Here is a 22,611-nt window from a genome sequence, read left to right as displayed (position 1 = left end):
CAGGTTCGCGACCGCTCTAGCGGGCCGCTCACCACCTGCCAACCCCGCGCCCGCGCATGCGCGCGTACACGCGCGAGGAATGCTGTGGATCATCCGTGTTCAAAATGCGTTCAGCGTCACGGTGCGAGAGGCGAGCCGTGCGCTTCGCCTTGACCGGGGCGAGTGGGATATTAGAGCGGCAGTCGCCCCTTGTTGCTACGCTTGCTGCGTAAGGAGAGTCCTGGATGAAGTCTGTTTCGAAAGCTGCGTTGGCCGCGGTGCTGTTGATGGGTGTGCCGGCGTTCGTGGCCGGATCGCCCGCGCTGGCGCAGAAGAAGAAGGAAGAAGCTGGCGGCCTCAAGGTCAGCGACGCATGGCGCAAGTCCGCAGCCGAAGTGCAGAAGCTGGTCGAGGCGAAGGATTGGGCCGGCGTGAAGGCGCGCATCGATGCGCTCGACGCCGTGTCGCAGAATGACGACGAGAAATATTATGCGGCTTCGTTCCGCCTGGCCGCCGCTGCCGGCAGCAACGACAATCCGAGCGCGATCCGCGCACTGGACGTGCTGCTCGCCAACCCCAAGACGCCGCAGGCCGAACTGGGCAAGTTCAACTATTTCCGCGGTGACTTCGCGTATCAGGCCAAGCAGTTCCCGGCCGCCGCGCAGTTCTTCACCAAGGCGCGCGATCTCGGCTTCCAGCCGCAGGGCACGAACCTGAACCTGCGGATTGCCCAGGCGCAGCTGGACGGCGGCCAGGTCGCGGCCGGCGCGGCGGCGATCGATACCGCGATCAAGGCCGAAGAAGCCGCCGGGCGCAAGGCGCCGGAGGCCTGGTACAAGGTCGTCGTGTCGAAATTCTATACCGCCGGCGACAAGGCGAATGCCGCACAGTGGCTGGCGCGTCAGGTTGCCGCCTATCCCAGCCCTGAGGCATGGCGTTCGTCGCTGATGGTGTACATGGAGCAGGCCAGCGCGAAGGGGGCGACGATGGATGCCGACCTGCGGCTCGACGTGCTTCGCCTGATCCGGGCCGCCAAGGGCCTGGCTGGCGAGAGCGATTACTATGAATATGCCGATGCGGCGCAGCGCCGCGGCCTGCCGTGGGAAGTCGTGTCGCTGTTCGACGAGGGTCGCGCCACAGGCAAGATCAGCAAGCCGAACCCGCGCCTCGATCCGCTCTATACGCAGGCGATCGCACGTCAGAAGGCAGAAGTGTCGCTGACCGCCGAGGAGAAGCGCGCGGCAGGCGCCGCCAACGGCGCGGTGGCGATGTCGACCGCCGATGCCTATCTGGCGAGCGGCAACAACGCCAAGGCGGTGGAACTGTATCGCCTCGCGCTGCAGAAGGGCGGCGTCGATACGGCGCTGGTCAATACCCGCCTGGGCATCGCGCTGGCGCGATCGGGGCAGAAGGCGGAGGCCAAGGCCGCATTCGCTTCGGTCACCAGCGGCCCTCGTGCCGAACTCGCGCGCTTCTGGACGGCGTGGGTCGATCAGCAGGCCTGATCGCCAGCTCTGATTTGGGAAGGGGCGGCCGCGGTCGCCCCTTTTCGATTCAGGCCCAAGCTTGTTTCATGTTTCGACCGGTACGCCGGGCAGCGACTTGGACGAACGGATCGTCAGCGATGTGCGAACATGCTCGACATTGGGCGCCGTCGTCAGTCGCGTGGTCAGAAATTGCTGGAAGCTGCTGAGGTCACGCGCCACGATCTTGAGGATGAAGTCGATATCGCCATTGAGCATGTAGCATTCCCGGATTTCCGGGATTTCGGCGACATGCGCCTCGAACGCTTCGAGGTCGGCTTCGGCCTGGCTCTTGAGGCTGACCATCGCGAACACCGTAATCGAGTAGCCGAGCCAGGCGGGGTCGAGGTCGGCGTGATAGCCGCGTATCGCACCTTTTTCCTCCAGCGTTCGGACGCGGCGCAGGCAGGGCGGGGCGGTCAGCCCGACGCGCTCGGCGAGTTCGACGTTGGTCATCCGTCCGTCGTCCTGAAGATGCGCCATGATCTGCCGGTCGATCTCGTCAAAAGCCATTCGCGCACCCAAGTTATCCACAGGAATCAATCTTTGCAGCTTCGATAAAGATAATAAAATTACACGCAAGCGCAATTGTCCCACTATGCGACGTGCCGAAATTGCGGGGTGACGCAGCCCGGTTTCTCCAGTTAAGGTTTTCTTACCGCGCGTGGGCTCGGCGGTGGGAAGCGACAGGTCAGTGCGGTTCGACGATACTCTTCAGACAGTGCTGGCATCAGACATTTCCACGCCGTTTGGAAAGGCGTCGGCTTGGCGGCAGCTGATCGATTTGATCGGACGTCGTCGCGTACCGGCCGACGAGCGAGCGCTGGTTCTGCTGAACACGATCCGTGCGGATGTGCCGCAGGCGGTACGTGCCGCTTCAGCACGGGCCTTGGCACTGGCGAACCCTCCGTTTGCGCTGGTCGAATTGTGCGCGAGCGACGACACGGCGGTCGCGTCGCCGGTCCTGGCCAGCGCGGCTCTCACGCTGGGCGAATGGGTCGAATTGCTGCCGCGCCTTTCGCCTGCGGGCCGCGCCGTCTTGCGAGGGCGTCGCGACTTGCCGAACGGCGTCGCCCAAGCGCTCGAGAGCTTTGCCGCGGATTTCGCGATCACTGGCGCGGTAGGCGAGGCGGCACCGCACCAGGCGATTGCCGATACGGCGATGCCGACGAGCGACGAACTTCAAGCGGTGGATTGGGCGGCGGTGGTGCATGCCCGACCACTGGCCGGGCCGAGCGCCGACGATGCGGTGGTGCAGGGTCCGATCGCGACCGAGCCGGCCCCGAACGCGGCTGAACTTGCTCCGGGCGCGCCGCTCGCACAGCCCGACGCCGCTTCGGCCACATCGACCTTCGTATCGTTCAGCGCAGCGGCGCTGACCATTCCGGTGGTCGCGGCTGCACTTAAGCGGGGCACCGATGTGCCGGCTGATCGATCGTCGAAATCGACTGAGCCATCGGCTTCTCCAGCTCCTGCGGCCGGGCCGGCGGACGAGAATGACGGACGCTTCGAGATCGCCGACGTCGTGGCGCGGATCGACGCGTTCTACACCCGTCAGCAAGGCCGCAGCGCAGCGCCCGTTCAGCCGGTGCGCGCCGACGCCTTCCGGTTCGAAACCGACGCACATGGCGTGGTGCGATGGATCGACGGGGTCTCGCGCGCACCGTTGATCGGTCTTTCGCTCGAGATGAGCGGGACGATTGCGGGCACCGCGGTCGATAATGCGGTTGCGGGCGCGTTTCGCCAGCGCACGACGTTCAGCGACGGGCGCCTGGTGGTGGCGGGCGCGAGCGATGCGGCGGGCGACTGGCGCATTTCCGGCACGCCGGCCTTTGATCCAGTCACCGGACGCTTCGCCGGCTATCGCGGGACGGCGCGCCGTCCGCGCGCTGAAGACGATGCCGCGCGCGTGCCGGCGCCGGCGGCATCGGCTGACTCGCTACGCCAGTTGATGCACGAGCTGCGCACGCCCGCAAATGCCATTGCGGGCTTTGCCGAGATGATCGAGCGGCAGATGCTGGGTGACGTGGCGCCAGTCTATCGTGAGCGCGCGGGCGTAATCCGCGACCATGCGCGCGCGTTGCTGGCAGCGATCGAAGACCTCGACATCGCTGCCCGGATCGAGGCGTCGGCGCTGCAACTCAAGGCAGCCGACGTGGCACTGCGGCCGGTGCTGGTGCGAATCGCCGATGATCTGGCGACGCTGGCTGAAATGCGCGGGGCATCGATCGTGCTGATGGATGGCGACGCGGTGGCGGCAGTGGATGCGCGTGCGGTCGAGCGGCTGCTCTCCCGGTTGCTCGCAACCCTGCTGTCGGCGGCGGGACAGGGTGAGCGGATCGAGGTCGACATGCGGGCGGGCGAGGGGCTGGTGTTGCTTGGGGTGACGCGGCCGCAGGCGTTGCTCGCCTATTCGGACGATGCACTTTTCGCGATCGATGATGAACATGACGATGCCGCGTTGCTGGGGACCGGCTTTGCGCTGCGGCTGCTGCGCAACCTGGCGCGCGAACTGTCGGGCGCGCTGGTGATCGAGCCAGAGGCGCTGACGCTTCAGTTGCCCGCGACGGTAACCAAGTCTTTGGAGGTGATGCGCTAGTCCCCGCAGGGTGAATGCAGCGCCCCATCCTCGCCTGACGCCGGGCGGCTCCCGGCCCGCCATACCCGAGCCCGGCGCGCTGCTGTCCTGGCCCGAAGGTTTCGGTACGCGCTTCACGGTCTTTGTCGATACCGAGGAGGAGTTCGACTGGACCAAGCCGCTGGCTCGTGAAAACCGCTCGACTGAGGCGATGCGGGCATTGCCGCAGATGCATGCGCTGTTTGCCGACCATGGCGTCGGGCCCGCGTACATGATCGATCATCCGATCGCGACCTGCGCGATGTCCGTCGACGTGCTGACGTCGATCCTGGCGGACGGACGGTCGGCGATCGGGTCGCAGCTTCACCCCTGGGTCAATCCGCCGCATGACGAGCCAGTCACGCCGTTCAACAGTTTCGTCGGCAACCTGCCGCGCGATCTGGAGGCGGCGAAGCTGACGGCGCTGACCGAAGCGATCACGCAAGCGTTCGGCCGCCGTCCGGTGATGATGCGCACCGGGCGTTACGGCATCGGCCCGAACTCGTTGGAGCTGCTGGCGGCCGAGGGCTATCGGGTCGATAGTTCGATGCGCTCGGGCTACGACTACACGCAGGAGGGCGGGCCGGATTTTTCACGCATCGGCAATCACGCATTCCGAACCGGGATGGGTGACCTGGTCGAGCTTCCGTTGACGACCGTCTACACTGGCGCACTGGGGAAGGGCGGGGCGGGGCTGTACCGCGCGCTCGGCCGCCTGCCGAAGGGGCGCGGCGTCACTTCGCGTTTAGGCCTGATGACGAAGGTGGCGCTGACGCCTGAGGACATGCCGATCGGGGATGCGCTGGAGGCGATCCGCGTCGCCGTTGGGGAAGGGGTGCGGCTGCTGATGTTCAGCTATCACTCGCCATCGGCAGCGCCGGGTTACACCCCCTATGTTCGCGACGCTGGCGAATTGCGCGCGTTTCGCGAGTGGTGGGTGCGGGCATTTGCGCTGCTGGCGCAGCTCAATGTGGCGACGGCTTCGCATGACGATATCCTGGCCGCGCTTGACGCGGCGGGCTGAGACGGCGCTTGCCGGGCGCAAGGATCGCCCCTAATCGCGTTGCACCGCTGGGGGCCTGTAGCTCAATTGGTTAGAGCTGGCCGCTCATAACGGCTAGGTTGCGGGTTCAAGTCCTGCCGGGCCCACCAGCGGCGCGCGATCCGTCAGGGTCTGCGGGCGTGGCGGAATGGTAGACGCAACGGACTTAAAATCCGTAGGGCCTTAGGCTCGTGGGGGTTCGAGTCCCCCCGCCCGTACCGGCGCAGCGCAAGCAGGTTGCCGCCCGGCGTTGACTTGCGAGACGGGGAAGCGCAGGTTCCAATCCATGCATGCGGCATTGCCCTTCCAACGGTTCCGCGCGCACGGCGGACAACTCGCCGCGCGCCGGTAGCCCGGGTTCGGGCGGCACTCGCCGCGCCGGGTCCGGGGTCACATTCCAGCGATAGCTTCGCGACTGGTTCGCGGCGCAATGTGACGGGCGATTCCATGATTTTCAACACCATCCAAAGCCGGACAAAGGTCCCGGCGTACCTCAAGGTCAACGCTGCTCGGCGGCCCGCCGTGCGGGAGGGGTGAGCCGTGTCGGTCTGGATCACGCGGTCTGCGCCCGATAACCTGCGCACCGCCCGCGAGCTTCGCGCACTAGGACAACGACCGCTGATGGTCCCGGTCATAACGACCGCCCCTGTCCATCAGCCGCCACCACCGCATGATTGCGACGCGGTGGTCTTTACCAGCATCCATGCGGTGCGTCATTTCGCCTGGCACCGGCGCCTCACGGCTACGCCGATCCTGGCTACGTCGCACGCGATCGCGCAAGCTGCGCTGGCGGTGGGACATTCCACGGTCACCCACATCGCAGGGGCCGAGGCGGCGCTGGTCGAGTTGATCGGCCATGTTATCGGCCCCGGCGCACGCATCCTGCTGCTCTGTGGTCAGCGCAGCTCGAACTGGCTGGGCGATCAGCTGACGGACCGCGGCTATGACGTGGTCCGGCAAGCGGTGTACAAGCCCGTGCCGATGCCCGACCGCAACCTTGCGCACGTGGTGGGCGCGCTCGAGCGGATCGGATCGATCGTGCTACATTCGCGCACCAGTGCGGAGCGGGTGGTGCCGATCCTGCGGCAGGCGCAGTGGCGCGGCTCGTTGTGGTGCATTTCCCAGCAAACGCGGCATTGTTGCTACGGCCTGCCGGGCGTCGATGTTCTTGCCGCGCAACATCCGTCGGAAGCATCGCTGCTGGAGATGATCGAACGACTGGTGCCGGGGCGGTCGAGGGATACGATCGGTCAGCGACACAACACCGGTTTGTTGGCGACCACGCTGCAGCGCGCGGCGGCCGGTGGGGCGCAAAACGACAATGGCCCGTTCAGCTGGCTGCCGCCAGACGATGATCCGTATCGACCCGCCTCTTGAGGCGATTCAGCAATCGGGTTCTGTGATGGAAAGTTGGTCGGGGAGACAGGATTCGAACCTGCGACATCCTGCTCCCAAAGCAGGCGCGCTACCAGACTGCGCCACTCCCCGACGCGAGCCGCGCGGTTAAGCTGTTAATGGGCCGGGCACAAGCCCCGGCGAGCCGTTCGCGGTGGAAACCTCAACTGACGTTGAGGCGTGTCCGCATTTCCTTGCCGGGTTTGAAGTAGGGCACGCGCTTCGCCTCGACGTCGACGGCCTCGCCGGTACGCGGGTTCCGGCCGGTACGGGCGTCGCGCGCCCGCGTCGAAAAAGCACCGAAGCCGCGCAATTCGACCCGACCGTTGGCGACCAGCCGGCTTGTGATCTCGTTGAAGAAGGTGTCCACGATCGACTCGATCTCGGCAACCGAAAGATCCGGATTTTCACCGGCCAATGTCGTCACGAGTTCCGAACGGATCATCCCGCGTCCCCAAAAAGCCGGCATGCGCCGGGCGTCGGCCGCGTTGCCCTCGCAGCCACCTAGCAGGGCTGGTTCTGGACGGAATCCTGACCTGCATCAATCAAATCTTGCGGCGTTTACCACGGTTTTGAGCCTAACGCCGGAAAAGGTAGAAATTCTGCGGGGTGGATGGCCAGCCATCCACCCCGCGAACCATTACTTCTTTTCTTCCCGAGCCTTCAGCGCCTCGCCCAGAATGTCGCCCAGCGACGCGCCCGAATCGGACGAGCCATACTGTGCCACGGCCTGCTTCTCTTCGGCGATCTGCATCGCCTTGACCGAGAAGGTCGGCTTCTTCGAACGATCGAGGCCGGTGACCATCGCATCGAACTTCTGTCCGACCTGGAAGCGCTCGGGGCGCTGCTCGTCGCGGTCACGACCAAGGTCGGTGCGCTTGATGAAGCCGGTCGCACCATCGTCGCCGACCTGAACCTCAAGGCCCGCGTCGCGGACTTCGAGCACCGTGACGGTAACGACTTCGTTCTTGTTGACGCGCGCACCAGCGCCGCTCGCAGCCGCACCGGTGGCGACGCCGCCACGCTCGAGCTGCTTCATGCCGAGCGAGATGCGCTCCTTGTCCGGCTCGATCGCGAGCACGACGGCCTTAACGGTCTCACCCTTGCGATGCAGGTTGAGCGCGTCCTCGCCCGAAATGCCCCATGCGATGTCGGACATGTGGACCATGCCGTCGACGTCGCCGTCCAGACCGATGAACAGGCCGAATTCGGTAGCGTTCTTGACTTCGCCCTCGACTTCGGTGCCGACCGGGTGCGCAGCCGCGAAGGCTTCCCACGGATTCTGCTGAGCCTGCTTGAGGCCAAGGCTGATGCGACGCTTGTCGCCATCGACCTCGAGTACCACGACATCGACTTCCTGGCTGGTCGAGACGATCTTGCCGGGGTGGACGTTCTTCTTGGTCCACGACATTTCCGAAACGTGCACCAGGCCTTCGATGCCCGGCTCCAGCTCGACGAACGCACCATATTCGGTGATGTTCGTGACGCGGCCCGACAGCTTGGCACCGACCGGATACTTCGAAGCGGCGCCATCCCACGGATCGCTTTCCAGCTGCTTCATGCCGAGGCTGATGCGCTGCGTGTCGCGGTTGATGCGGATGATCTGCACCTTCACCGTGTCGCCGATGTTCAGCATTTCCGACGGGTGGTTGACGCGCTTGTAGCTGAGATCGGTGACGTGCAGCAGGCCGTCGATGCCGCCCAGGTCAACGAACGCACCGTAATCGGTGATGTTCTTGACGACGCCGTCGATCACCTGGCCCTCGGCCAGCGACTGGATCAGGCCCGAACGCTGCTCGGCACGGTTCTCTTCGAGAACGGCGCGGCGCGAAACGACGATATTGCCGCGCTTGCGATCCATCTTGAGGATCTGGAAGGGCTGCGGCAGGTCCATCAGCGGCTGGACGTCGCGGACAGGACGGATATCCACCTGCGAACCCGGCAGGAACGCCACGGCGCCCGACAGGTCGACGGTGAAGCCGCCCTTGACGCGGCCGAAGATCACGCCCTCGACGCGGTTGCCCTGGCTGAATTCGAGTTCGAGCTTGTCCCAGGCGGCTTCGCGGCGAGCGCGGTCGCGGCTGAGCATCGCTTCGCCATTGGCGTTCTCGACGCGGTCGACATAGACTTCGACTTCATCGCCGACCTTGAGGTCCGCCTTCTGCCCGGGCGCTGCAAATTCGCGGAGGGGCACGCGGCCTTCCGACTTGAGGCCCACGTCGATGACCGCGAGATCATTCTCGATCGCGGTGACGGTGCCGATGACGACGCGGCCTTCAAAGCCGTCCGCCTGACCTAGGGTCTGGTCGAGCAGCGCGGCGAAATCGTCGCGCGTGGGGTTTGCCATAGTGGCCATAAAGAGGATCAATCCTGACTATAATTTTTCCGGCCGGCTGGTTGGATCCAGCGGTCTTGTTGGCCGAAATGTCATGGCGGCCGAATGCCGGCCACGACATCCACCGGACGGGCGCAATCGGCAGGCTGACGCTTTGGTGCAAAGCGAAAATGGCGCGCTGGACTTCACGCCCGCGCGCTGCCCTCCGCGAGCACCCGCTCGCTGGACGGGGCGCGCCTTAGCGGGGGAGGGCGGCAAACGCAAGAAAATCCGGGTCGGCGCTGGAAAGCACGCGCTCAATCATCCTTAACCATCCGTCACTAAAGGCAGCTGGCGAAGGACAGAAAATCGTGGGGAGGGTCTATGACACCGGTTGCGAACGCCGTTGCGCAAGTCGAAATTCTGGCGTCCGAACCTGGGCTCTACGAGATCGCTCTGGACGAACGACTGAATGTCCTTCGCGTTGGCCGGGTGGCCGTGCAATGCGTCGAAGAGGTTGACCGGTATCTGGCCCGGCTGGGCGAGATCGTCCGCACGCTTCGGCTGCGACATGGCAAGGTCCGCGTGCTGGCTGATCTGCGCCATGCGCCAGTGCGCACGCAGGAAGTGGCCGAGCGTCTGCGGCTCGGCAACCAGGCGCTGTATCGTCCGGGCGATCGGGTTGCGCTGGTCGTGGAATCGAGTCTGCTCAAGATGCAACTGCGCCGCACGCTGACCGACAATCAGAACATCTTCCTCTCGCCCAATGCGGCGGAAACCTGGCTGACTGCAATCGACTGAGACCCCGTAGCCCGCCGCGCCAATCAGGGCAGCGGCGGGCAGAAGGCGTCAAGCGGACTTGCTCAGGGCGTCCAGGCCTTGAACGGCAGGCCGAGCGCTTCGGCGACGGCCTGGTAGGTGATGTTGCCGCGATAGACGTTGAGGCCATTGGCGAGGTGGGGATCGGCGGCCATCGCCGCCTCTGCACCCATGTTGGCCAGCTTCATCACGAACGGCAATGTCGCATTGTTGAGCGCGAAGGTGCTGGTCCGCGCCACCGCGCCGGGCATGTTGGCGACGCAATAGTGGATGACGCCATCGACTTCGTAGACGGGGTCTTCGTGCGTGGTCGCGTGGCTCGTCTCGAAACACCCGCCCTGATCGATCGCGATATCGACCAGCACAGAGCCGCGCTTCATCGTCTTGAGCATCTCGCGCGTCACCAGCTTGGGCGCCGCTGCGCCGGGGACGAGCACGGCGCCGATCACAAGGTGCGCGTTCCTGACCGCCGCGGCGATTGCAGCCTTGCTAGCATAGGCGGTCTTGATCTGGCTTCCGAAATGCATGTCGAGTTCGGCGAGGCGCGTGTTGTTGATGTCGTAGATCGTCACGTCGGCGCGCAGGCCGGTTGCCATCTGCGCCGCGTTGATGCCGGACACGCCGCCGCCCAGGATCGCCACGCGCGCCGGCGCAACGCCGGGCACGCCGCCCAGCAGCACACCGCGGCCACCCTGTTCCTTTTCGAGATAGTGCGCGCCGACCTGAACCGACATGCGGCCGGCGACTTCGCTCATCGGCTTGAGCAACGGCAAGGTCCGGTCGGCGGCGGTCACCGTCTCATAAGCGATGCACGTCGCGCCGGAGGCGATCAGTCCCTTGGCCTGTTCAGGATCGGGAGCGAGGTGAAGATAGGTGAAGAGCGTGTGACGCGGCTCCAGCATCGCCACTTCCTGCGGCTGCGGCTCCTTCACTTTCACGATCATGTCGGATTGTGCGAACACTTCGGCAGGGCTGGCGACGATGCGTGCGCCGGCGGCGGTGTAGTCGCTGTCCTCGAAGTCGATGCCTGAGCCGGCGCGGGTTTCCACGATCACTTCATGTCCGGCAGCGGTCAGTTCGGCGACCAGCGGCGGGGTCAGTCCGACGCGATATTCGTGGTTCTTGATTTCCTTGGGCACGCCGACGCGCATGAACTCTCTCCAATCTTATATTGTGAAAGCGGAATAGCCCGGAAGGTTGCCGCTGATCTCTGCAAATATCTGCATCAGCTGCATCGCTGGTGCAGATTTGTTCTGGATAACTCCTGCTTTTAACATATCCATGCGCGATGGATAGAATCGACGCCGGTATCCTGAAATGCCTGTCCATGGATGGGCGATCGCCCGTCAGCCATATTGCGGGCGAGGTGGGGCTATCGCAATCGGCCTGCACGCGCCGCATCCAGGCGCTCGAAGCTTCTGGCCACATCCAGGGCTATACGGCGCGGCTGGGCCTGCGCCGGCTCGGCTTCAGCGTGACGGCGATGGTCGATATCACGCTCGGGACTGAGGTGGGGGAGGATCTTGCGCGGTTCGAGGCTGCGGTCGCCGAGATCGACGGCATCGTCGAATGTGCGCTCGTGTCGGGGAGCTACGACTATCGCCTGAAAGTGCTATGCCGCGACCTGGACGATTACGAGCGGCTGCATCGCGAGGAGATGGGGCGGCTACCCGGGGTGGTGAAAATCAGTTCCAGCTTCGTATTGCGCGCGGTGCCGACCAAGAGCGAGGCCGATGCGCTGTTTAACGCGCGCTGAGCCATCGAGCAGGCTTATTGCGGGGGCATGTTGCACATGCTAACTGCGCCGCCGTATCAACGGACAGGTAGCCGGTCATCATGACCACCGCATTGCTCGCCACGGATCGCAAAGACCGCCTGTGAGCGCCCCCCACGGAAGCCCCGAGCCGGCGACCGACTCGAACACTGCCACCCCCGACCAGCAACATCCGCATGGCCGAGACAAGGCCATTGCCAAGCTGGTGGTGGGCGCGATCGGCATCGTGTTCGGCGATATCGGCACCAGCCCGCTCTATGCGTTTCGCGAGACCTTCAGCGCCACGCATCACCCCGAGTATCGCCTGCCGCTGGACGCGCCGCACATCCTGGGCGTGATCAGCCTGATGTTCTGGTCGATGCTGCTGATCGTTACGATCAAATATGTCACCATCATCATGCGCGCCGACAACAAGGGTGAGGGCGGTAGCCTGGCGCTGCTGGCACTGATCAACAGCGCCAGCGGGCAAAAGCGCTGGACGGCGGGGATCGTCATCCTGGGCGTGTTCGCGACGTCACTCTTCTATGGCGACTCGATGATCACGCCGGCAGTCTCGGTGCTATCGGCGGTGGAGGGGATCGCGGTGGCGGCGCCGGCCTTTGCCGGCTGGATCCTGCCGATCTCGATCGCGCTGCTGGTCATCCTCTTTTCGATCCAGCGCACCGGGACCGAGCGGGTCGGCGCGCTGTTCGGGCCGATCATGCTCCTCTATTTCGCGACGATCGCAGTGCTGGGCGTGCTGAGCGCGGCGCAGACGCCGGAGATCCTGTGGGCCCTGTCGCCGATCCATGCTGGCCGCTTCTTCCTGACCGATGGGTTCGCCGCATTCCTGGCGCTAGGTTCGATCGTGCTCGCGGTTACCGGCGCCGAAGCGCTTTATGCCGATATGGGCCATTTCGGGCGCAGGCCGATCCGTATCTCGTGGCTGTGGTTCGTACTGCCGGCGCTGATGTGCAACTATATGGGGCAGGGCGCGCTGCTGATGCGCGACGCCAGCGCGCTGGAAAGCCCTTTCTTCATGCTGGCGCCTGAATGGCTGCGGCTGCCGCTGGTGGGCTTGGCGACGATGGCGGCGATCATCGCGTCGCAGGCGGTGATCACCGGCGCCTTCTCGGTCACGCAACAGGGCATCCAGCTTGGCTTCATCCCGCGCCTGCGAATCGCACATACCAGCGCCGATACGGCCGGACAGATCTATATCCCGTTGCTCAACTGGGCGCTGATGGTCGCGATCATCCTGCTGGTGCTGACGTTCCAGACATCGTCCAACCTGACCGCGGCCTACGGCATCGCGGTCACCGGCGCGATGCTGATCGACAACTGCCTGTTGGCGGTGGTGCTCTTCAGCTTGTGGAAGTGGAAGAAGCGCTATGCGGTGCCGCTGCTCGCGATCTTCTTCCTGATCGATCTGGCTTATTTCAGCGCCAATCTGACCAAGGTTCCCGACGGCGGCTGGTTCCCCTTGCTGGCGGGCGTCGTCATCTTCACGCTGTTGACCACCTGGGCCAAGGGGCGCCGCCTGATGGTGGAGCGGATGCGTGAGGGAGCGATGCCGATCAAGGTGTTCATCCAGTCCGCCGCCAATTCGGCGACCCGCGTGCCGGGCACGGCGGTCTTCATGACCTCGACGCCCGATGGGGTGCCGCACGCGCTGCTCCACAACCTCAAGCACAACAAGGTGCTGCACGAGCGCGTGATCCTGCTGACCGTCAAGATCGCCGATGTGCCCTATGTGCCCGACGAAAAGCGGGTGAAGCTGGATGACCTGGGGCAGGGGTTCCACCGGATGCTCATGTATTACGGCTTCATGCAGGAGGCCGACGTGCCTGCCGCACTCAAGGAAGCAGGAGCGTGCGGAACGGCGTGCGGGGGCGTGTTCAACATGATGGACACCAGTTTCTTCCTCTCGCGCCAGACGCTGCTGCCCTCGGAGAGACCGGGGATGAAGATCTGGCGCGAAAAGCTGTTCGCGTGGATGCTGCGCAATGCGGAAAGCGCGATGGAGTTCTTCCGCCTGCCGACGAACCGCGTCGTGGAGCTGGGCAGCCAGGTCGAAATCTAGGCGTGGGCGTTCCTGCTCCGATCATCGTCACGGCGCTGATGGGCCGGCGCGACCAGGCCGAGTTCGATGCATTGCGCCGGGCGCATTTCCCGCCCGAGCGCAACGTGCTCGACGCGCATCTGACGCTGTTCCATCATCTGCCGCCATCGATCGAGGATGAACTGAAGCGCAGGCTGAGCGAAGCGACGCGCGGGCAGCGAGCGCCCGTCGCGCGAGCGGCGGGACTGATGTCGCTGGGGCGCGGAGTCGCGGTGAAGATCGAATCGCCCGGGCTGGCCGCGATCCGCCGCGATCTGTGCGAGGCGTTCGGCGGCGTGCTGACGCCGCAGGATGCCGGTGGCTGGCGCCCGCATGTGACGATCCAGAACAAGGTCGCGCCGGCGGTGGCCAAGCTGTTGCTGGTGACGCTGTCGAGCGATTTCCGGCCGCGCGAGGTTGAGATCGCGGGCCTTGCGGCGTGGTGGTATCGCGGCGGGCCGTGGGAGCCGATTTCACGGCACATGTTCGCTTGACCGTTTGCGGAACGCCACTTATGTGCGCCGCTCCACGGACCGCCGGGACATGGCGGAGTAGCTCAGTTGGTTAGAGCACGGGAATCATAATCCTGGGGTCGGGGGTTCAAGTCCCTCCTCCGCTACCACCCTAAACGGTTCGTGTGAGTTCTTGGCGCTTGCCTCTGGCGGCGCACGCGCCTAGATCGGCGCAGTCAGGCCGCCCGATGAGGGCGGCCCTTGTTGTTTCTGGAGAAGATGACGTGGCCCAGCCGCTCATGCCGCACGCGACCGCTTCCTGGCTGGTCGACAACACCGCGCTCTCGTTCGAGCAGATCGCCGACTTTTGCGGGCTCCACATCCTGGAGGTCCAGGCGATCGCCGACGATACCGCCGCGACCAAGCTGACCGGCCGCGATCCCGTTCGCGCGCACGAGCTGACGATGGACGAGATCGAGAAGGGTCAGGCCGACCCCGATTATCGCCTGAAGATGAGCAAGGGTCCCGAGCAGGTGCGCCGCACCAAGGGGCCGCGCTACACTCCGGTCAGCAAGCGCCAGGACAAGCCGGACGGCATCGCCTGGATCATTCGCAACCATCCGGAAATCTCGGACGGTGCGATCGGCAAGCTGATCGGCACCACCCGCAACACCATCGCCGCGATCCGCGATCGCAGCCATTGGAACATCGCCAACATCGTCCCCAAGGACCCGGTGACGCTCGGCCTGACGAGCCAGCGCGAGCTGGATGCGGCGGTGTCGAAGGCGGCCAAGGCCGCCGGCATCGAAGCGCCAGTCGACACGCGTCTGGAAGGCGATCGCGAGGCGCTGATCGAGCAGCTCCGCGCCGAGCGCGACGCCGCTGCCCGTGACCCCGGCGAGAGCGGAGCGGATTTCGGTTTCGAAAATCCATTCAAGAACTGAGCCTCTACGAAACTCGCTTCTTTCGATTATCGAGTATCGTGACGGCGCGAGGGGTCGACAACGGCTCCTTGCGCCGTCATTGCGTATGACATGGATACGCCGGACGCTGCTCTACCGGTCTCGCCGGACGTCTCGCTGGCTCAACGTAGCGGGATCGATGCGACCCATCATCGCGGGCTGGTTTATCCTTTCGGCGGTCAGGGACCTGCGACTGGCGAGGCAATCGCGATAGGCGACGCGGTCCATTGGCTGCGGCTTCCGCTCCCTGGCTCGCTGGGGCACATCAATTGCTGGCTGATCGCCGACGGTACGCGGACGAGCGTGGTCGACACCGGTCTGAACACGCCAGCCTGTGCCGATGCCTGGCGGATGCTGTTCGATGCCGCGCCACTTGCGGATCGACCGATCGGCCGCGTGATCTGCACGCACTTCCATCCCGATCATGTCGGAATGGCGGGCTGGCTGGCGCGCAAGTTTGACGCTCGGTTATGGATGACGCGGGGTGAGTGGCTGACCGTGCGGCTGCTGACGAGCGACATGCGTGACGAAGTGCCCGAGGAGCAACGCGCATTTTGGCGGGCGGCCGGATGGAGTGAGGCGCAGATCGAAGCGGCGGCGGCCGGTGGCTTTGCCCGAATGGCGCGCGCCGTCGCGCCTTTGCCGATGAGTTATCGCCGCATCACGGACGGTGAACGGATTGCGATCGGTGGCCGGGAATGGCTCGTCGTCATCGGCTCGGGCCACTGCCCCGAACACGCCTGTTTGCTCAATGCAGCCGATGGCCTGCTGATTTCGGGCGATCAGGTCCTGCCCCGTATCAGTTCCAACGTTTCGCTCGGACTGATCGAGCCCGAGGCAGATCCCCTTGGCGAATGGCTGGCATCGATCGAGCGGCTGTTGCTGCTGCCCGACGATCTGCTGGTGCTGCCTTCGCATGGCGACCCGTTTGTGGGCCTGCACCTTCGCTTGATCGCCCTGCGTGACGAGCATCGCATGCGGCTCGATCAACTCCACGCACATCTTGCCCAACCGCGCCGAGCCGTCGATTGCTTCGGACGCATGTTCCGCCGCAAGATCGAGGGTGACATGTTGGGCCTGGCGAGTGGCGAGACGCTGGCGCATCTGCGGCGGCTGGAAGTCGAGGGACGGGCCATGCGCGAGGATCGCGATGGCGTCTGGTGGTACCGCGCCGCGTGAGATAGCTTCACGCTCAGGGGATACAGGAGCGTAATTCCATGTGCGATGATTTGACCGAAGCCGACAATGCCAGGCTGTCCCGCCGCGACTTCGGCACGCTGGCCCGTGCGGCGGCGATTGCCGCATTGCTGCCTGCACCCGCGAATGCCAAGTCGGTGCGGGGGCGCGACGTCAGCTATGCGACGGCGGACGGTACGGCTGACGGCTATTTCGTCGCACCGGCCAGCGGCAAGCATCCTTCAGTCCTGATCTGGCCAGATATCTTGGGCATCCGTCCGGCGGCACGGCAGATGGCCGATCGCCTGGCACAATCGGGTTATGCCGTGCTGACGATCAACCCCTTTTATCGCTCGGTAAAAGGTCAGTTCCTGAAGGAGGGCGAGAGTTTCGGCACGCCGTCGGTGCGCGAGAAGATCGGGCCATGGCGCGCGTTGCTGACGCCCGAAGCAATCACGCGCGACGCCGTGGCAAGCATCGCCTGGCTCGATCGGCAGCAGGAAACCAATGCCAAGCGCGGCGTCGCGACGACGGGCTATTGCATGGGTGGACCTTTCGCCATGCGAACGGCGGCGGCGGTTCCGGATCGCGTCAAGGCGGGAGCATCGTTCCATGGCGGCGGCCTCGCCACCGACCAGCCCGACAGCCCGCATTTGCTGGTATCGCGTATGAAGGCGGCTTTCCAGTTCGCGGTCGCGAAGAATGACGACGAGCGGAATCCCGGTGAAAAGGAACTGGTCCGTACGGCCTTTGCGCAGGCCAAGCTGCCGGCCGAGATCTCGGTTTACCCGGCCAATCACGGCTGGTGCATGCCTGACAGCCCCGCATATGATCAGGCGGCGGCGGAACAGGCGTGGACCCGCTTGCTGGCGCTGCTTACCGATAACCTGTGACGACGGCTTGACCGAGACGCTGAATCGTTCGATGTTTGTTCCGGACGGCGCAGGGGAGAACGACGGTGTTGACGCTCTATACCAATCCGATGTCGCGGGGGCGCATCGCGCGCTGGATGCTGGAGGAGACTGGCGCGGACTATGATGTTGTGCGGGTCGATTGGACGGCAAAGGATGCAGCGTTCGTGGCCGTCAATCCGATGGGGAAGGTGCCCACGATCGTGCATGACGGCGTGGTGGTGACCGAGTGCGCCGCGATCTGCGCCTATCTCGCAGATGCTTTCCCGGAGGCGAGGCTTGCGCCGCCCGGCGGTGCGCGGGGTGCCTATTATCGTGCGCTGTTCTTCGCAGCCGGGCCGCTCGAGCAGGCGGTGACGAGCCGCGCCATGGGATGGGAGATTGCGGATCCTGCAAAGCAGGGAATGCTGGGTTTCGGCGATTTTGATCGTACGATCGACACGCTGGAGACACTGATCGCGGGTGCTGGCGCGGGCTGGCTTGCCGCCGACCATTTTACGGCCGCCGATCTCTATGTCGGGGCGCACCTTGCCTGGGGGCTGCAATTCGGTTCGATCCCGCAGCGTGGCGTCTTTGCGAAGTTCGTCGAGCGGGTCACCTCGCGCGAAGCGTCGATCCGTGCGGCGGCAAAGGACGATGCGATGCTCGCCGCGGCCTGATCAGGCCGCGCAGACGATCTTGAAGGCGGGGTCGGCGGCAGGGTTGGGCAGCTTCTGACGCGGGCGCTTGCCCGACGGGAATACACGCTCACGTTTCAGGACGCCTTCGGCATAGCCGCGCTGCGCGCGCAGTTCGGTGATGCCCGCCTTGCAGTCCATCGCGACGGTGCCGATGATCGTGCCCTTCAGCCCGGGCACCGTGGTGCGGGTGCGGAACACGCGCCACGGCCCTTCGCGTCTGATGCTGTCGAGATCGATGGCGAGCCGTGCATTGGGCGCACCGGGCATCTCACGCCAGCGCTCGGCGGCTGCGGGCGTGGCGACGAACGCTGCGGCGAGAAGCAGATGGGCGGTGCGGCTCATAGCCCGGTCCCGCCGAGCACACGCGTAATCGTCTGGCTTTCGAACCCGGCGATCAGCGGCCTTGCTTTTGTAATTGCGGCCTTCACGTCGGGCAGCGTTAGCGACGCCTTGTGGCTTGCCTCGTCATCCCACACTTCGGTGATCCAGATCGCGTCGGCATCGTTCAGATCCTCCGCGACGATGTAGCTGCGGCATCCGGGCATGTCGGCAGTCGCGTCGAGCAGGATCGCGACGAGATCGGCGCGCTTGCCCGGCTGCGCCTTCATCTTGCCCATGACACCGTACATCGCCGGGGGCGTTGCGGCGAGCGCCGCTCTCGGCAGCACCGCTGCTGCGCCCGCCATGCCCAGTACCGCGCGACGATCGGGCACCGCAATTCTCCCATTCATCCGTCGGGCACGACGCCGCCGATCGGGTCGGCAGCGTCGTGGCGCCGTCTACTTCGCCAGGTTGCGCAACACGTACTGAAGGATGCCGCCATTCAGGAAATATTCCAGTTCGTTGACGGTATCGATGCGGCAGCGGGTTGGGAAGGTTTCGGTGGTGCCGTCGGCGCGGACGAGCGTTACCTCGACGTCCTGACGCGGGCGGAGACCTGCAACCCCTTGAATTGTAAAGGTTTCATCGCCCTTCAGGTTTAGGGTTTCGCGGTTCACGCCCTCAGCGAACTGCAATGGCAATACGCCCATGCCGACCAAGTTGCTGCGGTGGATGCGTTCGAAGGATTCGACGATCACGGCGCGAACGCCCAGCAGGTTCGTGCCCTTGGCCGCCCAGTCGCGCGAGGAGCCGGTGCCGTATTCCTTGCCGCCGATGACGACGAGCGGCGTGCCGTCCGCCTTGTGCCGCATCGCCGCGTCGTAGATCGGCATGACTTCGCCGTCATACTTCGTCATGCCGCCCTCGACGCCATCGAGCATCAGGTTCTTGATGCGGATGTTGGCGAAGGTGCCGCGCATCATGACTTCGTGATGGCCGCGACGCGCGCCGTAGCTGTTGAAGTCGGCCTGCGAAACCTGATGCTCCTGCAGCCACTTGCCCGCGGGCGAGGTCGCCTTGATCGAGCCGGCGGGCGAGATGTGGTCGGTGGTGATCGAATCGCCGAAGATCGCCAGCGGCTTTGCCTCGATGATGTCGGCGATCGGTGCCGGCTCCATCGTCAGCCCCTCAAAATACGGGGGGTTGGCGACATAGGTCGAACCGGCGCGCCACTGATAAGTGTCCGAACCCGTGACATCGATCGCCTGCCAGCGCTCGTCGCCGGTGAACACGGTCGCGTAGCGGGTGACGAACATGTCGCGCGTGACCGCGCCGTCCATGACCGAGCGGACTTCGTCGTTCGAAGGCCAGATGTCCTTCAGATACACCGCTTCACCATCCGAGCCGGTGCCGATCGGGGTCGCGATGAAATCCTGAACCACCGTGCCCTTGAGCGCATAGGCGACGACCAGCGGCGGCGAGGCGAGGAAATTGGCACGCACGTCAGGCGACACGCGCCCTTCGAAGTTGCGGTTGCCCGAGAGGACCGACGCGGCAACGATGTCGTTGTTGTTGATCGCGGCCGAAATCGGCTCGGCCAGCGGACCCGAATTGCCGATGCAGGTGGTGCAGCCATAGCCGACGAGGTTGAAGCCGACCTGGTTCAGATAATCCTGAAGCCCGGCCTTCTCCAGATAATCGGTCACGACCTGCGACCCGGGCGCGAGCGAGGTCTTGACCCAGGGCTTTGGCTTCAGGCCCTTTTCGACCGCCTTCTTGGCGACGAGGCCGGCGGCGACCAGCACGCTGGGGTTCGAGGTGTTGGTGCACGAGGTGATCGCGGCGATGACCACGTCGCCGTCGCCGATGTCGTGGTCGCGATTCTCGACCGCGACGCGGACCGGCTCGTCCTTGTGATAGACCTTGCTCAAGTCGTTGTTGAACACGTCGTCGACCGAGCCGAGCAGCACCTTGTCCTGCGGGCGCTTGGGGCCGGCGAGCGACGGCTGAACGGTCGAGAGGTCGAGTTCGAGCACGTCGGTGAACACCGGTTCGGCATTCGGGTCGAGCCAGAAGCCCTGCGCCTTGGCATAGGCTTCGACCAGCGCGACATTCTCTTCGCTGCGGCCGGTGAGGCGCATGTAATCGAGCGTCTTGTCGTCGATGCCGAAGAAGCCGCAGGTCGCGCCATATTCGGGCGCCATGTTGGCGAGCGTTGCGCGGTCGGCGAGGCTCAATGAGGCGAGGCCCGGGCCGAAATATTCGACGAAGCGGCCGACCACGCCCTTGGCGCGCAGCATCTGGGTGCAGGTGAGCACGAGGTCGGTGGCGGTGATGCCCTCGGCCAGCTCGCCGGTGAACTTGAAGCCGATGACTTCGGGAATGAGCATCGAGACGGGCTGGCCGAGCATCGCGGCCTCAGCCTCGATCCCGCCCACGCCCCAGCCGAGCACGCCCAGGCCGTTGATCATCGTCGTGTGGCTGTCGGTGCCGACGCAGGTGTCGGGATAGGCGACGGCGACGCCGTCCGGGCCGGTCGAGGACCAGACCGCCTGCGCGATATTCTCAAGGTTCACCTGGTGGCAGATGCCGGTGCCCGGGGGCACGACCTTGAAGTTGTCGAGCGACTTCGAGCCCCATTTCAGGAAGTCGTAGCGCTCCATGTTGCGCTGATATTCCAGCTCGACGTTGTCTTCGAACGCCTGGGGCGTGCCGAATTCGTCGACCATGACCGAGTGGTCGATGACGAGGTGGACGGGAACCTGCGGGTTGATCTTCGACGCATCGGCGCCGAGCGCGTTCATCGCGTCGCGCATCGCGGCCAGATCGACCACGCAGGGGACGCCGGTGAAATCCTGCATCAGCACGCGCGCGGGGCGATACTGGATCTCACGCTCAGGCGCGCGCGGGTTGTTCTGCCAGTCGACGATCGCCTGCGCGTCGGCCGGGGTGACCGTGACGCCATCCTCGAACCGCAGCATGTTTTCGAGCAGGACCTTCATCGAGAAGGGGAGGCGGGAAACATCGCCAAGCTTGGCCGCGGCCTTGGAGAGGCTGTAATAAGCGTATTGCTTGCCGCCCACGTCGAGCGTGTCGCGCGTTCCGAGGCTGTCCTGGCCAATGGCTGTCATGTTCGCGGGTCCCTTTCCCAGTCTGTTGTCGCGCCGGAGCGGCGTGGGGGATTGCGGCGGAAGGCCGCACGGGACGCGCCGGTGCTGCGAATGCGAAGATTCGAGGGGGCCGATAGCAGGGTGAGGGCGGGGGGGGAAGGGTGTGGAGACGCTAAGGCCACTCAGAACACGCGGTGTCGATTATGCCGAGCGCAGAGATCCCCAGTAAAGCCACCGCTTCAGATAAACCTCCATTTGCAGCCGCTTGCTCCTTCGTTGCGGACTGGATAGCATCGAACGGTAGTGGGCGGGGGCAGCGAGTGGCAATTGTACCTGAGATCGAGCTTGCCACGGTCTTGCCGGGAGCACTGGCCTTCAATGAAGGCAACGTAAGCGAAACCTATCGTGGACAAGTTCTGCGTAGTGACTTATCCACTGCGAACGCGATCATCAAAGATGTAGAAGCCAAGGAAATGGCTAACGAGATGATCTCGTTTGTACTTGCCCGGTATCTTGCGCTCCCGATCCCTGACCTCGTTCTAGCAAGCGCAAACCCTGCGGATCTGCCGGCGGTCCATGGGCCTCTTACAGCCAGTGGTAGTCGGCTGGTTTTGGCGAGCGTTGATGTAAGCGTTCCTAGTGTTGTCTTTAGATATACGCGGGATATTCCCGGACGTGCTCGGCTACTCGCCGCCTTGACCGCTTGGCCGCCTCTGGGGCGACTATATGGTTTCGATGCTTGGATCGCGAACGTCGATCGTCACGCGGGAAATCTCCTTTTTGGATCGGGTGCTGAGGCATGGCTTATTGACCATGGTTACGCGTTCACCGGTCCAAATTGGACTCAATCAGGGCTCAATCCCAAGGCCTCATATCCCCATCGGCTGGGAGATTGGCTGACTGGTTATCTTACGGTAGACAATCGAGAGATGCGCGCTAGACAGGCGGCCGCGTTGGAGGCGGACCTCAAACTAATTGACGTAAACGCTGCTATCGCTGCTTCACGTGCCGCTCTTTTGTTGTCCGCTGACGATATACGTGCCGCGCGGCAGTTTCTATCAGGCCGGATCGGCGAGGTGGTGACGTGACCCCCGTTTCTTCATCCAGTTGGAACTAGAGACCGGCCCCTACAAGGGACGGACAGATGAAGCGGAAGCAGTTTTCGGAAGAGCAGATTATTGGCATCCTGAAGGAGGCTGAGGCGGGTGCGGTGGTGACGGAGCTGTGCCGCAAGCACGGCATGGCGAGCGCGACGTACTACGCGTGGAAGGCCAAGTATGGCGGGTTGGAGGTATCCGACGCGAAGCGGCTTCGAGCGCTAGAGGAGGAGAACGCACGGCTCAAGCGGCTGCTCGCGGACACGATGCTCGACAATGCGGGTCTGAAGGATCTGCTGTCAAAAAAATGGTAGCGCCCGCCGCGAAGCGGCAAGCAGTCGCGCATCTCCAGGCGACGT

General features: G+C 64.6%; 20 protein-coding genes, 4 tRNA genes and 1 pseudogene. 17 read left to right on the top strand and 8 right to left on the bottom strand.

Annotation, left to right across the window (positions count from 1 at the left end):
• Positions 1-224: 224 nt before the first annotated feature.
• Positions 225-1,484: a tetratricopeptide repeat protein gene (locus tag BFL28_RS05390; RefSeq protein WP_069319588.1), complete on the top strand. Its 1,260-nt coding sequence runs from the start codon at positions 225-227 to the stop codon at positions 1,482-1,484.
• 66 nt (positions 1,485-1,550) lie between these two features.
• Here the strand turns inward: BFL28_RS05390 and BFL28_RS05385 are convergent, their stop codons facing one another.
• The gene (locus tag BFL28_RS05385; protein WP_069319587.1) at positions 1,551-2,015 is read right to left on the bottom strand and encodes an Lrp/AsnC family transcriptional regulator; all 465 of its coding nucleotides are present in this window, start codon (positions 2,013-2,015) and stop codon (positions 1,551-1,553) included.
• A 271-nt stretch (positions 2,016-2,286) separates the two neighbouring features.
• Here BFL28_RS05385 and BFL28_RS05380 point away from each other — a divergent pair, with 271 nt between their 5' ends.
• From BFL28_RS05380 to BFL28_RS05360, 5 genes are all read left to right on the top strand, one after another.
• Entirely contained in the window at positions 2,287-4,101 is a 1,815-nt protein-coding gene (locus tag BFL28_RS05380; RefSeq protein WP_241527226.1) for a sensor histidine kinase, read from the top strand.
• Positions 4,102-4,111: 10 nt separating this feature from the next.
• Positions 4,112-5,143 carry a polysaccharide deacetylase family protein gene (locus BFL28_RS05375; RefSeq protein ID WP_241527225.1) on the top strand — a complete coding sequence of 344 codons (1,032 nt, stop codon included), beginning with the start codon at positions 4,112-4,114 and terminating at the stop codon, positions 5,141-5,143.
• 51 nt (positions 5,144-5,194) lie between these two features.
• Positions 5,195-5,271, top strand: a tRNA-Ile gene (locus BFL28_RS05370).
• Between the two features lie 24 nt (positions 5,272-5,295).
• Positions 5,296-5,379 (top strand) — tRNA-Leu (locus BFL28_RS05365).
• 322 nt (positions 5,380-5,701) lie between these two features.
• On the top strand, positions 5,702-6,538 hold the full coding sequence (locus tag BFL28_RS05360; protein WP_277620991.1) for a uroporphyrinogen-III synthase: 837 nt from the start codon (positions 5,702-5,704) through the stop codon (positions 6,536-6,538).
• 34 nt (positions 6,539-6,572) lie between these two features.
• On the opposite strand, the gene BFL28_RS05355 is transcribed toward BFL28_RS05360, so the two are convergent.
• The 3 genes from BFL28_RS05355 to rpsA form a co-directional block, all read right to left on the bottom strand.
• Positions 6,573-6,649, bottom strand: a tRNA-Pro gene (locus BFL28_RS05355).
• Between the two features lie 70 nt (positions 6,650-6,719).
• Positions 6,720-7,001, bottom strand: a complete 282-nt coding sequence (locus BFL28_RS05350; protein WP_069319585.1) for an integration host factor subunit beta — start codon at positions 6,999-7,001, stop codon at positions 6,720-6,722.
• A 195-nt stretch (positions 7,002-7,196) separates the two neighbouring features.
• Positions 7,197-8,912 carry a 30S ribosomal protein S1 gene (gene rpsA, locus BFL28_RS05345; protein ID WP_069319584.1) on the bottom strand — a complete coding sequence of 572 codons (1,716 nt, stop codon included), beginning with the start codon at positions 8,910-8,912 and terminating at the stop codon, positions 7,197-7,199.
• A gap of 342 nt (positions 8,913-9,254) precedes the next feature.
• Between rpsA and BFL28_RS05340 the strand changes: the two genes are divergently transcribed.
• Positions 9,255-9,671: a hypothetical protein gene (locus BFL28_RS05340; protein ID WP_069319583.1), complete on the top strand. Its 417-nt coding sequence runs from the start codon at positions 9,255-9,257 to the stop codon at positions 9,669-9,671.
• Between the two features lie 62 nt (positions 9,672-9,733).
• On the opposite strand, the gene ald is transcribed toward BFL28_RS05340, so the two are convergent.
• Positions 9,734-10,840, bottom strand: a complete 1,107-nt coding sequence (gene ald / locus BFL28_RS05335) for an alanine dehydrogenase (RefSeq protein ID WP_069319582.1) — start codon at positions 10,838-10,840, stop codon at positions 9,734-9,736.
• A 137-nt stretch (positions 10,841-10,977) separates the two neighbouring features.
• Here ald and BFL28_RS05330 point away from each other — a divergent pair, with 137 nt between their 5' ends.
• The 8 genes from BFL28_RS05330 (at position 10,978) to BFL28_RS05295 (ending at position 17,703) form a co-directional block, all read left to right on the top strand.
• Entirely contained in the window at positions 10,978-11,445 is a 468-nt protein-coding gene (locus tag BFL28_RS05330; RefSeq protein ID WP_069319581.1) for an Lrp/AsnC family transcriptional regulator, read from the top strand.
• Between the two features lie 121 nt (positions 11,446-11,566).
• Positions 11,567-13,525, top strand: coding sequence for a potassium transporter Kup (locus BFL28_RS05325; RefSeq protein ID WP_069319580.1), 1,959 nt, complete (start codon positions 11,567-11,569; stop codon positions 13,523-13,525).
• Positions 13,526-13,563: 38 nt separating this feature from the next.
• Positions 13,564-14,037, top strand: a complete 474-nt coding sequence (locus tag BFL28_RS05320; RefSeq protein ID WP_069319808.1) for a 2'-5' RNA ligase family protein — start codon at positions 13,564-13,566, stop codon at positions 14,035-14,037.
• A gap of 51 nt (positions 14,038-14,088) precedes the next feature.
• Positions 14,089-14,165: transfer RNA gene (locus BFL28_RS05315), tRNA-Met, on the top strand.
• Between the two features lie 114 nt (positions 14,166-14,279).
• Positions 14,280-14,939, top strand: a complete 660-nt coding sequence (locus BFL28_RS05310; protein WP_069319579.1) for a DUF1013 domain-containing protein — start codon at positions 14,280-14,282, stop codon at positions 14,937-14,939.
• 90 nt (positions 14,940-15,029) lie between these two features.
• Positions 15,030-16,136 carry an MBL fold metallo-hydrolase gene (locus BFL28_RS05305; protein ID WP_069319578.1) on the top strand — a complete coding sequence of 369 codons (1,107 nt, stop codon included), beginning with the start codon at positions 15,030-15,032 and terminating at the stop codon, positions 16,134-16,136.
• A 38-nt stretch (positions 16,137-16,174) separates the two neighbouring features.
• Positions 16,175-17,026: a dienelactone hydrolase family protein gene (locus BFL28_RS05300; protein WP_069319577.1), complete on the top strand. Its 852-nt coding sequence runs from the start codon at positions 16,175-16,177 to the stop codon at positions 17,024-17,026.
• 65 nt (positions 17,027-17,091) lie between these two features.
• Entirely contained in the window at positions 17,092-17,703 is a 612-nt protein-coding gene (locus BFL28_RS05295) for a glutathione S-transferase family protein (protein WP_277620990.1), read from the top strand.
• Here the strand turns inward: BFL28_RS05295 and BFL28_RS05290 are convergent, their stop codons facing one another.
• The 3 genes from BFL28_RS05290 to acnA form a co-directional block, all read right to left on the bottom strand.
• Positions 17,704-18,066, bottom strand: coding sequence for a hypothetical protein (locus BFL28_RS05290; RefSeq protein ID WP_069319576.1), 363 nt, complete (start codon positions 18,064-18,066; stop codon positions 17,704-17,706).
• On the bottom strand, positions 18,063-18,437 hold the full coding sequence (locus BFL28_RS05285) for a putative quinol monooxygenase (protein ID WP_338152239.1): 375 nt from the start codon (positions 18,435-18,437) through the stop codon (positions 18,063-18,065). Before BFL28_RS05285 ends, BFL28_RS05290 begins: the two co-directional genes overlap by 4 nt.
• 66 nt (positions 18,438-18,503) lie before the next feature.
• A complete protein-coding gene (gene acnA, locus BFL28_RS05280; protein WP_069319575.1) occupies positions 18,504-21,176 on the bottom strand; it encodes an aconitate hydratase AcnA in 2,673 nt (890 codons plus the stop codon).
• 299 nt (positions 21,177-21,475) lie between these two features.
• On the opposite strand from acnA, the gene BFL28_RS20690 reads away from it, so the two are divergent.
• The gene (locus BFL28_RS20690; protein ID WP_131818607.1) at positions 21,476-22,243 is read left to right on the top strand and encodes a hypothetical protein; all 768 of its coding nucleotides are present in this window, start codon (positions 21,476-21,478) and stop codon (positions 22,241-22,243) included.
• Between the two features lie 56 nt (positions 22,244-22,299).
• Positions 22,300-22,611: pseudogene (locus BFL28_RS05275) on the top strand (transposase); the annotation flags it as partial.

Origin of the sequence: Sphingomonas turrisvirgatae (genome assembly GCF_001721295.1) — a bacterium.
Lineage (GTDB): Bacteria > Pseudomonadota > Alphaproteobacteria > Sphingomonadales > Sphingomonadaceae > Sphingomonas > Sphingomonas turrisvirgatae.
The sequence above is the reverse complement of the archived record's forward strand: the minus strand, read 5'-3'. Positions and strand labels throughout refer to the sequence as shown.